Genomic DNA, 14,272 nt, shown 5'->3' with positions numbered 1-14,272 from the left:
TTACAACAATTGGATTTGGAGTTATTTGACTATGTCAATTGGTGGAACCACCTTCGGTTGCACGGTACACTTGGCTACGAGACACCGGTTGGTTACCGTAACCAGAGATTGGCGCAGCGAATCCTTGATAATGAGCTCGGATGTGCTATCGCTAGCGAGGCAGTCTAACTTTAACTGTTAGCTCCTGCCGAAGATCGTCACATCCGAGGAGGCTCATTGTCAAGGACAATCGGAATAGCATACGGAAAGAAGTTCTGCACCTTATAAAATTTGTCAAAAAAACTGTTGCCATTCCACAACTTCAATACGTTTTTCCAATACTTCTTTTGCTTGTTTTGGATTACATACTTCTAATACCTCAAAATTTGTAGGGAAATCTAACCCTTTAGATTTAATTTTTTCTTTAAAATTAACTTGATACAATACACCAAATTCTCTTTCTTTGAGTTTCTCAATGAGTGCTTCTGTTGCCGCTTGTAATGATTTAGTTGTTTTAACTTCATACATAAAGTTCACTTATATTCCTCCATTTTTCATTTCATGTATATTTTGTGGAATCGACTTTTTTAGAATCTGCTTTGAATATTTTATCTATTAAAGCTTCTTTGATAATAGTGTCCATGATTTGGAATTCTTATTGGATAGAAATTTCTTTCTAGAACATGATTTCGTCGTAAGTTCTCATTGGTTGAGGATAGGCATGTTCAAAACAATCAGTCCGATATCCTTTTAATCCAGTTACTGCACTATATAAAAAATTTCATCATAGTTTCGCCCTAGTCGTTCCAAAGATTCGATGACAAAAATATCCTTCTTCCTTAAAAAATGAAGTTCTTTTTGCAATTATTCTCGTGAGGTCTTCTTTTAACTACATAAAATTGTAACCACTGGTTTTAAGAGTAGTGTATCATCCCAAATCATATAATTAATTGACTGCGATTGTTATAAAACTCACGGTAAGCCATATAACTAGCAATAAATGAAGAAATCGCAGTAACTGAAATCAACATAAACATCACAACAATTTGGTAACGAATCGCTTGAACAGGATCAATTCCCGCAAAAATCAACCCTGACATCATACCTGGTAGGCTGACAAGTCCAACCGTTTTTGTTCGGTCAATAGAAGGAGCCATGCCCGTTTTGACGCTTTCTCTTACAATACTCATGGACGCTTGTTTTTTATTGGCTCCCAATGCCAATTTTTCCAATACCTGTTGGCGTTGGTCCGTAAATTTTGAATTCAAAGACCGATAGGTCACTCCAATCGCAGTCATGGCGTTGCTGGCAATCATGCCTGTAATTGGAACGATTTGGGAAGGGGTCCAGTCAATGACTCCTGAAAAAACAAGAATGAGTAAGGACAAGGCTGTTCCTACTCCAATAGCCGTCGTTGAAATTTTAAAAGAGCGGTTGATCCCCTCACTGCGTGTATGGGCGTTATAAGAAGCGTTGAACACAATGAACAAAACCATCGCTAAAGTGAGAAAGTTGTTATCCACTCGTAATACGTAGCTCAATACATATCCAATAAGGAATAATTGAACGACAGCGCGAATTCCCGCAATAAAAATGTCGTTTCCTAATCCCAATTTCTCTTTGTAATCAATCAACAAGGCAACTATCAAGAGGACAGAAGATAAAAGCAAAGAAAGATTACTGATTTCCAAATTGTTTGTCATTTCGATTCCTCCATTTTTCCACCTTTGATAGTAATCAGACGAGAAGCTTGGTCGATTTCTTCCTGGTTGTGAGTGACGGCCAACACCGTAGTTTGTTGGTCTTTCATCATGTCTCGGACTAAATCAAGGACAATCGCTCTGTTTTCTTGGTCCAATGAACTGGTAACTTCATCCAGGAGCAACACTTTCGGTTGATACATCAAATTTCGGACCAATGCAACCCGTTGTTTTTCCCCTCCTGATAGTTCCTTGACCTCTTTCGATAAGTAAGTTTCAGGTATTTGAACTCGTTCTAACAATTTTTTTGCACGTTCCCGATCAAATCCTTCTTCTCTTATGCGGGCAGGAAAAGACAAGTTCTCTTGAACTGTCTCATCGAATAGAGAAGCGTTTTGAAAGAAATAAGAGACTTCTTTTCTATACTCCACAGGATCGATTTTTTGCAGATCCGTACCTCGATAATAAATTTTTCCGGAAGTTGGGGAAAGCAGCGTACCAATTAATTTCAAAAGGGTACTTTTTCCACTTCCAGAAGGACCAGAAAAAAAAATCACTTCCCCTTTGTTTACTGTAAAAGAGATATCTTGAAGGATTTGGTTTCCGTTTGCCTGAAAACCAACCTTCTCTAATTGAAACAATGAATCACTCATACCACTTCTCTCCTTTATAAAAAAGGCCTGCACCAGTGGACCATCCATAGGGGTGCAGGGCTTTTGTTTCATCCTAGTGTACCTCAGTGTTCGTTTGGATCGTTTTTGGCGTCTTCATGAGTAGGGTGAACCGTTCCTTCAAGGTGATCTGGACCAGCATAAATGGTATACAGTCTGAGCGGCTTATCACCGGTGTTTTCGATGTTGTGCCACATGTCCGCCGGAACAAATACGGCGTCATCATCCATCACTTTTTGTTGAACATGTAAGTTATCTTTAGAAGGCCCCATTTTACACACGCCTTCTCCTTCTTCAATACGGATAAATTGGTCAATGCCTTCGTGCACTTCCAAACCGATGTCATCGCCCGGTTGAATGGACATTACGGTGACTTGCAGTTTACTGCCTGTCCAAATGGTCGTCCGGTAATTATCATTTCCTGTGGTGGCGTCTTCAATATTAATGATATACGGCTTCTTCCCATGATCCTTGTAGTCTATTTCCATCTTCCATTCCTCCTAGTCTTTGTACTGAAACAATGATACCCTACTTCTTATTTATAATAATTCTAATTAATGGTACCACATCTAAAAATTCTATGCAAAAAAATTGGCTTTTTGGAGAGCGATTCTAAACAAAGACCATATAACGCGCAATTACAATTGGTACCCCTTAATCCTCAGCACCTAAAGGAAAAAATATGGAATCAAAAAATAACCGATATGTACTCTGGTTATGACTTGAATCAGGGAGAATTTCAGAGACGACACATCATACTTTTTTAGTTTACACTTGTAAACTAACTAGCGTACACTAAGTTTATGCTCACTATCAAGCGTTGTCAATCCTTTAGACTCTTATCAATTTCGAAAGAAAGTAGCAAGGCTATTGATTGTGACTGTAAAAGTGGGGTGTTCCTATAAGCACATTAAACTATCTTCTCTATTTATCATGCTATTTAAATTCTGTTTTTTCATGAGAATTTTTGTCCAAAACTTGTTAAAATGATTTTAAAAATACTTACATACACAATCCCCAAAAGACACTAATGTCATTTCAGTCAAAAAAGATACCGCAGAAAATTTCCACCTGAGATTCAATACGATATTACTCTCTTGACAGCCAGCTTAATTCCTTAGTTGAATAGATTATTAAAGTGCACAAAAAAACAATGCGGCGTTTGTTATATTTTCTGGTATAAGCGACGGTGCTATAAACTTTTTTGCAGATTAAAAATCATATGAATTTAACTCCAGTAATAAGAGTTTAAGTGCCAATGCATGCATGATTCTTTCAATTTCCGTTTTATGAGTAGACAGAGCGATTCCTTCATTGCATTGGAAAATGAGTTTGTTTCTCGTAATATGTATGCTCTCATTTTTGGTTGCATAGTATTCTCTCCATTCGTCTTCATACATAAGAACGCCTCCTTTGATCATCCTATATTTAAGTCCTTCGTTATTAATATACGTAAAAAGTTGGTATTTTATTTTTATTTTCTCTCTCTTTAAAAAAACTGAAAAAAGAGCGGTTTACAGGCATTTTCATGGATAAGTTACCCATAGATCAATCTGAAATGAGCGTAGAACTTCCCTCTCAAACACTGGTTTTTTAGAGAAATACGAAATATTAGGGTTATTTGCAGAATAGCTACTTATTCTTACAAAGCAACAAGCGAGCAAAAGAAAAATTCCTTTCAAGCGTTTTTTGGCGGTACACTATTTTAGCGACAGGCAAGATAGCAAATATTTTTTACAACTGGTTTGACTGTCGGCGACGACAGCCCACAGCCAAAAATAAAGAAGTCAAGGACTGTGAGGGTGGAGATTTTTTGGTGGTCTGCCAAAAAATACTTACCCGTTCCTTGACTTATTTAAGTGTTATTCAGTTTTAGGCTATTACAACTGGGTGACTGAGACGATTTTGGGGGCTTGGCCCTTTTTTCCAAAAGGGGCAAGGTCTAGATCTTGTGTTTTTATTTTTTTGGAAATTCAAAAGCTAATTTCATTTCGTCATTCAGTGTTAACTTTGCCGAGAAATTGCTTCCTTTTTTACTTTTGAACCCTTTGATTAAACTCGTTTCTCTTTTGCTTAATAAATCTTGGACATTTTTCTTTGTGAGTGCTTTTTGGCTCCATCTTTTAGGAAGCGTAAATTTGCAACCGTCTTTGTAGCCCGAACAGCCATAAAATTTTCCTTTGTCTACTACGCTGTTTTGACATTTCGGACACGTACCCATCACATTTTCTTGTTCCATATGACCGGCTACATCTGCAATGTTTTCTTTTTTGTCTTGGAAGTTTTGTGGCACTTTTTCAATGAGGTGCTGCACAAACCGCTCGATACTGCCTAAAAAAGCTTCTTGTGTGCCTTGTTGGCTTCGGATCTTTTTCAAATAGCGTTCCCATTGGGCAGTCATGCCGGCATTGGCGATTTCGTCCTCTGCAATTATGCGGCACAACAATTCGCCTTTTTCTGTCACATAGATTTTACTCTTACTGATCGTGATGTAGTCCTGTTTCTTCAAGGTTTCAATGATACTGGCTCTAGTGGCCTCGGTTCCAATCCCTTCGGTTTCTTTAAGAATGTCTTTGCTGCCTTTATCGTCCATTGCCCGTCCGACATGTTTCATGGCGGTTAGCAGTGTGCCCTCTGTATAGTAATTGGGTGGTTGGGTTTTCCCTTCCTTTGTTTCAAGGGCGAAAGCCACTGAATCATTGACGGTTACTTCTGGTAAAAGTGGGTCGTACTTGTCTTTTTCTTCCTGTTTATATAGTCGTTTCCATCCACGCTCTTTTTCTGTCTTCCCTTTTGATTGGAACAGAACCTGATTGATCGCTGTATCAATGGTGGTTTCGTCATAGATATACGGCTTTTCAAAAATTGCGAGGGTACGATACAAGACCAGAAGATAAATGTTTTTTTCGTCTTTCGTTACATCACTGAGCTTCGGCAATGTCTTCGTTGGAATAATCGCATAGTGTTCTTGTACTTTGCTTCCATCTACATACCGTTTATTTTCGTTTAGCTGCGGTTCGGAAATGCCCACTCCTACTAGTTCGAGATACCGACTGAGGTTGCTTTTCAGGTAGTCAAATTCGGGGCTACCAATATAATTGGTATCGCTTCTTGGATAAGAAAGCACCTTTTTTTCATAGAGTTTTTGAGCGATCGAAAGCGTTTTGTCGGCACTGTACTTAAAGCGTTTGTTCGCGAAAGATTGTAAATCAGACAAGCTAAAGAGTTTCGGCGCATACTGCCGTTTTTCTTCCACTTTGACATTTGTTACTTCGGCATTCTCCGCTTGCTCTAGCTGATTGGTTTCTTTGAACCCGTCAAGGTTTTCGAGTGTATCAAACCGCTCTTTGTATTTCCCTTTGTACTTACCATTCGAGTGTGTGAAAGTGGCATACAACTCATAAAATGGCTTGCTGACGAAATGTTTGATTTCTTCGTTGCGTTGTAAATCAAGAACAAAGTCGGGGGTTGGACGCGTCCAACGCTAAACACGCCTCTCATGCCGTTTTTCTGCATATAAAGCGTGTAAAGACGGGGGAGATTGATTCCTACCAGCCAATCAGCGATTTGTCGGGTTTCTGCTTCTTTGTAAGTGGAATAAAACGCCTGTCCGTCCTTCAGATTTTGAAATCCTTTTTTGATTTCGCTAGTTTCAAGCGAGTTGATCCATAAACGTTTAATGGTTTTCCGGCTATTTCCCGAAAGGTTGATAATCAAGCGGGCGATTGCTTCACCTTCTCGGTCGCTGTCGGTCGCAATCACGATTGTTTCCGCTTCATCTAAATGCTTTTTGACGATCTTGTATACCTGTCAATACGGATTGAACTGTTGTTAATGCTCCGGAAATTCTTCCTTGAATATCTCCTGCAGCTGCACCTAAATATAAAGTTTGGAAATTATTTTGTAGAAAATTCATAGCTCATTCTCCTTTATTTTTCTTCTTCTCTTTGTAAAGCTATTGTTTGTTCTTGCTTTTGTTCTCTATGTTGGTCTTGCTGTTTTTTAAGCTGTTGAGCCAATTCCTCTTTATCATCTTTATATGGAGTGAGTCGTTTCAACTTATCGCTTTGAAATGTACCGATAAAATATTTTTTATCTCCGTTTTCGTCTTCTCTTTCAAACACGTATCATAGATATAAATGTAATGGCATAGTGCGGGTTTTATTTTCAGCCTGTATCGTAGCTAAACAAATCGAGTTGTGTGTCCGTTTTGGGGCGTTCTGCTAGCTTGTTTAAAGTCTCTTGAATGAATGTATGCTCTAAGTCAAAAGAATTTGTCAGCGCCTTTATATAGCTTTCTTTTTCTTCTTTTTTTACTTTAATGATCGATAGCAACAATGATTTAACACTAGCAAGTTGAATACCACCATTTCTTCCTGATTTAATCTTAAAGAAAATTTCCTGGTTCGCTTTCAGTACCTTCAGCAATTTATCTAATGTCCGCTCAGGAATGCCTAGCGTTTCTCTAATCTCTTTTTTAGTCGTCACCAAATAAGGCTTGTATACATCGCTTTTTTCGCTAATATAAGCCATTAAATCTTTTTTCCATTCTGACAAATGAACACGTTGACGTTCGCTTCTTTTTTTCTTGAATTTAAACCACCCTTGACGGACAAATAAATCTTTACTGGTTAAATCACTTGATACCCAAGCTTTGCAAAGAATGGTAATGTATTTCCTATTAGCCCCTTGATAGTTTTCTGAATAGGCACTTCTAACAATTTTGATTACTTCTTTTTCTTCTAAGGGTTGATCTAATCGATTATTAAACTCAAACATATTATATTCGCACGTTTCGATTGAATAGCCTGAACTAAAGTAAGCTAAAGAGAGAGCAAACATAACGCTATTGCGCCCTACTAAACCCTTTTCTCCTAAAAATTTCGTTTCGTGCAATAAGAGATTAAACCAGGGTTCATCTACTTGTTTTTTGCCTTTTGTACCGCTTAAAACCGTTAGACTTACGAGTAAAGCCCTTATTATCTGTTTGTTTGAAAGACCAATCTTGCCATTCTTTGAAAGAATAACGGTAATTGGGATCAAAAAATTCTACATTGTCCGTTCTTGGTATGCGAGCAGTCCCAAAATGATTGCACGTTAGATCAACTGGCAAAGACTTTCCAAAATATTCTCGGATATTTTGCGAGATTATTTTGGCTGCTTTGACAGATTTAAATTCTGATTTTGAAGTCACATAGACTGGAGTTTCTAAAACAAAATATGCTTGATAACCTTTATCAGATTTGATAATCATTGTAGGCATAAAACCTAAATCAATAGCTGTTGTTAAAATATCACTTGCTGAAATAGTTTCTTTTGCCGTGTGAATATCAAAATCAATAAAGAATGTATTGATTTGTCTTAAATTATTTTCAGAATGCCCTTTAGTATATGAGCGATTTTCGTCTGCATATGTTCCATAACGATAAACGTTGGGTGTCCAATGCGTAAATGTATCTTTGTTTTCATGAATCGCTTCTTCGGAAGTCAGAACAACGCCACGTCCGCCAATCATGCTTGATTTTGAGCGATACGCAAAAATAGCCCCTTTGCTTTTACCTGGCTTGGTAGTGATTGACCGACTGTGCGTGCGGATGTAAAGTATTTAATTCAACCTATATAGTATAAGAAAGTTTAAACTTTACATATATTTTTCTTGTACAAGGATTAGTTCTTCTTGTCTATGATAAAATTTATTAAACAGTTTGAAAGTAAAAACTATTCAAAGAAAGTGGGCGATAACAATGGGATTTTGGTATTTTTTAACGTTAGCTGTCGGTATAACTTTGTTGATCATAAGTGTTTCAAATAAAGAAGTATCTAGATCAACCAAATTCGTAATAGCCTGTTTTGTTTTAGGGATCTTGTTAGTCATAGGTAGTCTACTTTTATTTTTACCAGGCAGCTCTTCGATTATTGAGCAACTACTTCAACTAAATTAGCTTCGTTATTAAAAGCCGACTTTCTAAAAAAAGAAAATCGGTTTTTATTTGTACTGGTCGAAAAAATTTTTTCTACGGCTGATTTTGACTTTATTTTAGATCCAGCTGAACGATCAGCGGCTCCCCTTCTTGCGTTGCTTCATCCAACATTAAAGAATAAACATCGGCATCCTCTTTCGTGATACGTACCTGTTGCGCACTCATTTCGCCAGCACCCACTTCTTGAATACGCATCATTTGGTTCTCTGGATCCACGCTATTGATAAAGTAATAATTTTCCATGACTTTCCTCTTTCTCCTAATTGAATAGGCCTGACTCTTGACTCATTTTTGCTTGTTCGATTTCACGCTGCAGCTTTTCAAAAGCTACTTTATTTTTGAATTGATCAAATTCATTGCTCGTCACCCGTTCCAGGTGTTTGACTTGATTTGTGACCGACCGACGATACTTTACCGATGATCGATAGAAATAAAGTAAGAGACTTTTTCGAAAATAGCCATCATCTATTCCACTTTTTTAATTTGGTATTTGTTGCGATTAGCTCATAATGATCGATTATATTGGAATAACTGACGTGATCGGATGCTACATAAACAAGGACTTGATTTGAATCCAATCCTTCATATTTGAGATCAAAAACGACGAAATAGGTTTGATCATCGTTCGTATAAACACTTAGATCTTCTATGCTAATTTTGGCATCTTCAAGGTCCATATCCCCAATCAATTGCGTCATTTCCTAGTTATATTCATCAGTAATCAACTTCATTTCGTTCAGAAGTCCCACTAAATGTCATGCCAGGTACGAAAATTGAATGACTTCGCCAACAACTGGTATCAGACCTATCCCAAGTTAATCAAAAATCTGCTTAAAATGCCGAATCTGCTCACTTTCATGGATTTCCCACCAGCTATTCGCGGTTCATTGTATTCAACCAACTTGATTGAGAACTTTAACAAGCATCTCAAACGCAACACCAACCACAAAGAACAATTTCCAACGGAAGATTCACTGGATCGATTCCTGGTTTCTCAGTTTAATGTCTACAACGAGAAGTCCATGAAGCGAATCCATCGCGGATTCAAAGGACTTCAGGACACCCTAGAATCATCCTTTATTTAAATTAACTACATATTATATGTACGGAGGCATTTAATTTACACAAGATTCTTGACGCTACCCATATTACTCAATAGATTAATATCAAATGGTGAAAATCAACGAAAAAAGGAGATTTATCAAGCAATCTCCTTCCCAATAAATCTCCTCTTATATAAAGTTATTTATGAACACTGATTTAAGCTAAGCTGCCGATATCACAATCTCATCATCCACTAAATCAGCCTTCAAGTTTTTGACATCTAAGTGGTCAAGGTAGAAATCTGTTACCTTATCACGAATTTGTTGTTCAATTACTCGCCGTAATGGCCGCGCACCCATTGCTTCATCATAGCCTTGTTCCATCAGCCAATCTTTGGCCGCTTTAGTTACCTCAAGTTTGATGGATTTTTTGGCTAAAGTTTTTTGTACATCCGCCAACATCAAATCGACAATTTGACTTAAGTCTTGCTTAGTCAGATGTGAAAATTCCACGATTCCATTAAAACGGTTCAGAAATTCTGGGCGGAAAAATGGTGCTAACTTATCCATTAATGACTGATCTCGTTGCTCGTCACCACTTAATGATTCATTACCAAAGCCAGCATTAGAAGTAGCAATAATAATCGTATTTTTGAAATTAATGACATTGCCTTGTCCATCCGTTAAGCGCCCATCATCCATCACTTGTAACAGTAACGTTAATACTTGTGGATGAGCCTTTTCAATTTCATCTAATAATACAATGGAATATGGATTACGCCGAACCCGTTCGGTTAGAGTATTAGCATTATCTTCATAGCCTACGTATCCAGCCGAGGTACCAATTAATTTCGACACAGCTGTACGATCAGCATATTCACTCATATCTAGCCGAATAATCGCATTTTCATTTCCAAACATATCTAAGGCTAATTGCTTAGCTAATTCAGTCTTTCCTACGCCAGTTGGGCCCACAAACAGAAAACTTCCAATCGGCTGATCACCCTCTGAAAAGCCCGCACGGTTACGCCGAATTGCTTTTGCTACCATTTCAACCGCTTCATCTTGACCGATTACCTTACTTTTCAGACGCTTATCAAGATTTTTCAAGCGCTCAATATCATTAGCGCCCATATCAGAAACTGGTATACCAGTTAAACGTTCAACCGATTGTGCCACATCATCAATCGTGGCAGTGATTTTTTCTTTTTGATCCGTTTCTTTAATTTTTTGCTTGGTTTCCTCGATCGACTTCTTGATATCAGCGGCTTTTGTAAAGTCCTCCGCTTTAATGGCGGCCTCCTTAGCTGCCTCTAATTTTTTAAGGCGTTGATCCAATGTCTCAACATCAGTTTGCGAATTTTTAGCCGCTAAATGAGCCGCAGTCATGTCGATCAAATCGATAGCTTTATCTGGCAAAGTGCGTTGTGGTATATATTGGATTGAATAATCCACAGCCGCCTTCAAAACATCATCTGGTAATACAACATGATGATGTTTTTCGTACAGCTCTTTAACACCTTGTAATATACGTAAAGTGTCAGCGGCCGTCGGTTCATTAATCACAACATCATTGAATCGCCGTGCCAAAGCCGCATTTTTCAAAATAGTATTGCGATATTCATCTTGAGTCGTAGCCCCGATTACACTCAGCTCGCCACGTGACAAAGCAGGTTTAATGATATCAGCCAATCCTTTGCCACCATCTTCACCACCAGTGGCACCCGTGCCGAGAATCTGATGAATTTCATCGAAGAATAGAATAATATTACCAGCTGCTTTAACTTCCTCTACCAGCTGTTTAATATTTTCTTCAAAAGAACCGCGATATTGAGTTCCCGCTTCCAAAGAAGATAAATCAATCGAATAGATTTCTTTATCTTGAATCGTTTCTGGAACTTTACCAGCCACAATTGCTTGTGCCAGACCTTCGACGACTGCAGTTTTACCTACACCGGCATCACCAACTAAGATTGCATTATTTTTCGTTCTACGACTCAAAATTTCTGCAGTTTCTTGAATCTCTTTCTCACGTCCAATCACTGGATCTAGTAATCCATCACGAGCCTGTTCCGTCAAATTAGTCCCTAACTTTTCTAAAATCCCTCCTTTTTTAACAGCCTGTTTACCATCTTTAGATACTTCTATTGTTTTATTATTTTGGGGTAGCTTACCAGTTGCTCGGTATTGAGCAAACTCATCCGGTGTCAACGATTGTCCATTAACTAAATACCGTGCACGCCCCGAATTTTGATTATCCATGCGCCGAAATAATTGATTGAAAACATCATCCATATCATTGTTGAAAAAAGGATCATTTCCGTAGAAATTTGCCATATTACCACACCTCCATAAAAATTTATATGTGTAACTTAGTGACCATAATATCCTTTAAAACTATGACTGAATTGTATCACAATTTTTATGTATCGCTAAGTAAAGTGCTTATAGAATCAATTAGAAATAATTAGGATATTTTGTTTAAACAATAGTAAAGAAGTGTTAAGCGTATCAGACTAAGACTTTGCTTTTTCGTGGGCTTCGATTGCCAGAACGTCCTTTGAAACTTCGTTCAATTCATTACCTCATTTCTTTTATTATTTATGATACGGATTAAAGCGTACTCTTTGCTCAAAAAAAAATTGTTAATAGGAACTTGATACAGATTAGACAGCTCTTTTAAAAGAGAAAATGGAATATCAGAACTATCTATTTCATATTTGGACAACGTTTGAAAATGCACATCAGCAGCTTTAGCGGCTTCTTTGCTAGTGAATCCAGCATTAACGCGCGCTGCCTTTAACGACATAGCAGATTATTTTGGCGTATTGAAGTCTACGATTGATCCGCGGTATGGCGAGATACCGAAAAATTTAATACCTGTTAAAAAATATAGACAGATTCCTGTTTTGGAAGAAATTGCTTGTGGAGATCCTATTTTAGCTGAAGAAAATATTGAAGAATATAGAGAAGAGATAGACGAAAACTTGCCCACTGGTGAAGTCTTTTATTTAAAAATCAGAGGTAATAGCATGGTTCCTACAATCCCTTCTGATAGTTACGTGTTGATTCGAAGACAACCAGTTGTGGAAGATGGAGAAATTGCACCAGTTATAGTAAACGGCGACTCTGAAGCGACTCTCAAAAGAGTTAAACATGTTAATGATGTTGTAATGCTAATGCCCGATAATAATGATTATCATCCTTATATCATTGATGAAAATAATCCAGCAAGAATTTTGGGTAAAGCGGTAAAAGTAAGTTTTGACCTATAAAAAATACCCCATTCGCAGTTGGAGCTGCGGCTAGGGTTCTCATTTCCGAGACTGTGTATATTATTATATCAGAGATGGGGATGAAAAATGAAAATATTGTACGAATATTATTACTTTCAATAGGCGCTTTTCTTGTATTTATAGGTTTATTTGGTGGAATCATAGCAAGTGGAGATTTTTTATCAGGTGGATTTTCTGTCGTGGTAGGAATTCTTTTCTTGAGTTTTTCTCATAAAATGAAAGAAATCATCAAAGAACAAACGATAGAAAAAAATGAAGATGCTACTATTCAAAACCCTGATAAAGAAAACGTTATCGAAAACAAAATAGATATTGATGATTTGATTAAAAAATCAGTAAATATAACCGGTCCTACCCCTCCCTCGAAATCAAAAAAAGCAGATAAAAAGAGTCCAACTTACATTAAAGCTCGTAAACTGGTTGATGATTACGTCGTAATAGATTTCGAAACCACTGGATTAAGTCCGTTGGATAGCGAAATTCTCCAAATTGGTGCTATAAAATATGAATCAAACGAAGAAATTGATCGCATATATCAAAATATTAAACCATTTAGATCAAACATCTCTAAAAGAATAACTAAGATAACTGGATTAGAATTAGAAGATGTCGTAAATATGCCCACATTTGAAGACTTTTCACCTCAGCTAATGTCGTTCATTAGTTGTTATACTCTTGTCGCTCATAACGCACCTTTTGATTTAAAGTTTTTGCTGCATCAATTAAATGAAAATAATATTGAATTAAATCAACGAATCCGTGTAATTGATACTTTACCTTTAGCACGAAGACATTTCGAAACTCCGAATCACAAACTAATAACTTTAAAAGATTATCTCAATTTAGATAATAATTCACACGATGCTTTAGAAGACTGTTTAGTTACAAACAAAGTTTATCAATACATTAAACACGAAAACAATAAAATAGTACAAGTCTCAAATTAGTAGATTAATACACTTGTTTTTTAGAATTGTAAATAACTCATAAAAAATATTTTGACTTTCAAAATCACTTTTGCTACCAGAAGTTGAGGCGAAGTGTTTTAAGCATAGTTGTACCCTAGTTTGACCGTTAAAAATAAATAACGATCGCTAGAGTGCAACTATGTTTGTTTGCCCTACCGTCAGCGTCGGCTTGGCCTCTCACATCCATTACCGTCGGGATTATCTCCGTTACATACCCTTACAAAATACGCCCTGTAAGCATTGCATGAAACCACCGTGCATTTGCACCGTATTTCCGCCCTAGCCGTTCAAATCGGTCGCTACCACCATTCAGAAACACGTGCGGTAATGGTTACACGTTGCTGTCTCCTAGCATTAGTTATTGCAGCGGCTAATGCTTAACCTTTCTACTTTATCGATAATTTAATATCAGGCAGCTTGGCTCCTACCTCTGATACTATTCGTATGTCTTACAAACAGAATCGTACCAAGCTTTATATTAGTTTTATGGATAGGCTACAATTAACTAGACAGAAAAATTAAGGTGTGTAGACTAGAAGAAAACATACCAGGAGGAATTTTTATGTCTAAGAGAACACGAAGAACTTTTTCACAAGAATTCAAGCAACAAATCGTCAATCTTTACTTAGCTGGA

The 14,272-nt window shown here is 37.3% G+C and carries 16 protein-coding genes and 3 pseudogenes; 4 read left to right on the top strand and 15 right to left on the bottom strand.

Annotated elements, in window-relative coordinates:
• Nucleotides 1-168, top strand: a 168-nt coding sequence (locus tag KFO35_RS13300; protein WP_211140343.1) for an IS3 family transposase, incomplete at its 5' end; no start/stop codon positions are given.
• 105 nt (nt 169-273) lie between these two features.
• On the opposite strand, the gene KFO35_RS13295 is transcribed toward KFO35_RS13300, so the two are convergent.
• The 13 genes and pseudogenes from KFO35_RS13295 to KFO35_RS13240 all read right to left on the bottom strand — a co-directional run bounded on the left by KFO35_RS13295 (nt 274) and on the right by KFO35_RS13240 (nt 9,020).
• On the bottom strand, nt 274-507 hold the full coding sequence (locus KFO35_RS13295) for a DUF302 domain-containing protein (protein WP_002376288.1): 234 nt from the start codon (nt 505-507) through the stop codon (nt 274-276).
• A 410-nt stretch (nt 508-917) separates the two neighbouring features.
• The gene (locus tag KFO35_RS13290; protein ID WP_002311027.1) at nt 918-1,682 is read right to left on the bottom strand and encodes an ABC transporter permease; all 765 of its coding nucleotides are present in this window, start codon (nt 1,680-1,682) and stop codon (nt 918-920) included.
• A complete protein-coding gene (locus tag KFO35_RS13285) occupies nt 1,679-2,332 on the bottom strand; it encodes an ABC transporter ATP-binding protein (protein WP_024634765.1) in 654 nt (217 codons plus the stop codon). Before KFO35_RS13285 ends, KFO35_RS13290 begins: the two co-directional genes overlap by 4 nt.
• 83 nt (nt 2,333-2,415) lie before the next feature.
• Entirely contained in the window at nt 2,416-2,838 is a 423-nt protein-coding gene (locus tag KFO35_RS13280; RefSeq protein WP_002307506.1) for a cupin domain-containing protein, read from the bottom strand.
• A gap of 723 nt (nt 2,839-3,561) precedes the next feature.
• Nucleotides 3,562-3,750: a hypothetical protein gene (locus KFO35_RS13275; protein ID WP_002311028.1), complete on the bottom strand. Its 189-nt coding sequence runs from the start codon at nt 3,748-3,750 to the stop codon at nt 3,562-3,564.
• 557 nt (nt 3,751-4,307) lie between these two features.
• Nucleotides 4,308-6,067: pseudogene (locus tag KFO35_RS14295) on the bottom strand (type IA DNA topoisomerase).
• Nucleotides 6,068-6,112: pseudogene (locus KFO35_RS14485) on the bottom strand (hypothetical protein); the annotation flags it as partial.
• Between the two features lie 13 nt (nt 6,113-6,125).
• On the bottom strand, nt 6,126-6,266 hold the full coding sequence (locus tag KFO35_RS13260) for a hypothetical protein (RefSeq protein WP_002316998.1): 141 nt from the start codon (nt 6,264-6,266) through the stop codon (nt 6,126-6,128).
• A gap of 13 nt (nt 6,267-6,279) precedes the next feature.
• Nucleotides 6,280-6,474: a hypothetical protein gene (locus KFO35_RS13255; RefSeq protein ID WP_002311030.1), complete on the bottom strand. Its 195-nt coding sequence runs from the start codon at nt 6,472-6,474 to the stop codon at nt 6,280-6,282.
• Nucleotides 6,475-6,517: 43 nt separating this feature from the next.
• Nucleotides 6,518-7,192, bottom strand: a complete 675-nt coding sequence (locus KFO35_RS14480; RefSeq protein ID WP_229507549.1) for a primase C-terminal domain-containing protein — start codon at nt 7,190-7,192, stop codon at nt 6,518-6,520.
• Between the two features lie 73 nt (nt 7,193-7,265).
• On the bottom strand, nt 7,266-7,865 hold the full coding sequence (locus KFO35_RS14475) for a hypothetical protein (RefSeq protein ID WP_010723880.1): 600 nt from the start codon (nt 7,863-7,865) through the stop codon (nt 7,266-7,268).
• A 517-nt stretch (nt 7,866-8,382) separates the two neighbouring features.
• Complete coding sequence (locus KFO35_RS13245; protein ID WP_002314345.1) at nt 8,383-8,574, bottom strand: hypothetical protein; 192 nt, start codon at nt 8,572-8,574, stop codon at nt 8,383-8,385.
• Nucleotides 8,575-8,792: 218 nt separating this feature from the next.
• The gene (locus tag KFO35_RS13240) at nt 8,793-9,020 is read right to left on the bottom strand and encodes a hypothetical protein (RefSeq protein ID WP_002330418.1); all 228 of its coding nucleotides are present in this window, start codon (nt 9,018-9,020) and stop codon (nt 8,793-8,795) included.
• Between the two features lie 81 nt (nt 9,021-9,101).
• On the opposite strand from KFO35_RS13240, the pseudogene KFO35_RS13235 reads away from it, so the two are divergent.
• A pseudogene (locus tag KFO35_RS13235) lies at nt 9,102-9,416 on the top strand (transposase); the annotation flags it as partial.
• Nucleotides 9,417-9,596: 180 nt separating this feature from the next.
• Here KFO35_RS13235 and clpL read toward each other — a convergent pair.
• Together clpL and KFO35_RS13225 are read right to left on the bottom strand one after the other, a co-directional pair.
• Entirely contained in the window at nt 9,597-11,711 is a 2,115-nt protein-coding gene (clpL, locus tag KFO35_RS13230) for an ATP-dependent protease ClpL (RefSeq protein ID WP_002308075.1), read from the bottom strand.
• A gap of 235 nt (nt 11,712-11,946) precedes the next feature.
• Nucleotides 11,947-12,183: a helix-turn-helix domain-containing protein gene (locus KFO35_RS13225; RefSeq protein WP_002308077.1), complete on the bottom strand. Its 237-nt coding sequence runs from the start codon at nt 12,181-12,183 to the stop codon at nt 11,947-11,949.
• Between KFO35_RS13225 and KFO35_RS13220 the strand changes: the two genes are divergently transcribed.
• Both KFO35_RS13220 and KFO35_RS13215 read left to right on the top strand, forming a co-directional pair.
• Nucleotides 12,146-12,649, top strand: a complete 504-nt coding sequence (locus KFO35_RS13220) for a LexA family protein (protein ID WP_002308079.1) — start codon at nt 12,146-12,148, stop codon at nt 12,647-12,649. The two genes, KFO35_RS13225 and KFO35_RS13220, sit on opposite strands and share 38 nt — an antisense overlap.
• An 80-nt stretch (nt 12,650-12,729) precedes the next feature.
• Nucleotides 12,730-13,617, top strand: a complete 888-nt coding sequence (locus tag KFO35_RS13215; RefSeq protein ID WP_002316080.1) for a 3'-5' exonuclease — start codon at nt 12,730-12,732, stop codon at nt 13,615-13,617.
• Nucleotides 13,618-14,272: the final 655 nt, after the last annotated feature.

Source organism: Enterococcus lactis (assembly GCF_015751045.1).
GTDB lineage: Bacteria > Bacillota > Bacilli > Lactobacillales > Enterococcaceae > Enterococcus_B > Enterococcus_B lactis.
Note: the sequence above shows the minus strand (reverse complement) of the source record. Positions and strands in the feature narration are given on the sequence as shown.

Excerpts from the sequence above, each read along its gene's own strand:
- KFO35_RS13295 (WP_002376288.1), bottom strand. The coding sequence starts at position 507 with ATGTATGAAGTTAAAACAACTAAATCATTACAAGCGGCAACAGAAGCA.
- KFO35_RS13290 (WP_002311027.1), bottom strand. The coding sequence starts at position 1,682 with ATGACAAACAATTTGGAAATCAGTAATCTTTCTTTGCTTTTATCTTCT.
- KFO35_RS13285 (WP_024634765.1), bottom strand. The coding sequence starts at position 2,332 with ATGAGTGATTCATTGTTTCAATTAGAGAAGGTTGGTTTTCAGGCAAAC.
- KFO35_RS13280 (WP_002307506.1), bottom strand. The coding sequence starts at position 2,838 with ATGGAAATAGACTACAAGGATCATGGGAAGAAGCCGTATATCATTAAT.
- KFO35_RS13275 (WP_002311028.1), bottom strand. The coding sequence starts at position 3,750 with ATGTATGAAGACGAATGGAGAGAATACTATGCAACCAAAAATGAGAGC.
- KFO35_RS13260 (WP_002316998.1), bottom strand. The coding sequence starts at position 6,266 with ATGAATTTTCTACAAAATAATTTCCAAACTTTATATTTAGGTGCAGCT.
- KFO35_RS14480 (WP_229507549.1), bottom strand. The coding sequence starts at position 7,192 with ATGTTTGCTCTCTCTTTAGCTTACTTTAGTTCAGGCTATTCAATCGAA.
- KFO35_RS14475 (WP_010723880.1), bottom strand. The coding sequence starts at position 7,865 with ATGATTGGCGGACGTGGCGTTGTTCTGACTTCCGAAGAAGCGATTCAT.
- KFO35_RS13245 (WP_002314345.1), bottom strand. The coding sequence starts at position 8,574 with ATGGAAAATTATTACTTTATCAATAGCGTGGATCCAGAGAACCAAATG.
- clpL (WP_002308075.1), bottom strand. The coding sequence starts at position 11,711 with ATGGCAAATTTCTACGGAAATGATCCTTTTTTCAACAATGATATGGAT.
- KFO35_RS13225 (WP_002308077.1), bottom strand. The coding sequence starts at position 12,183 with ATGTCGTTAAAGGCAGCGCGCGTTAATGCTGGATTCACTAGCAAAGAA.
- KFO35_RS13215 (WP_002316080.1), top strand. The coding sequence starts at position 12,730 with ATGAAAAATGAAAATATTGTACGAATATTATTACTTTCAATAGGCGCT.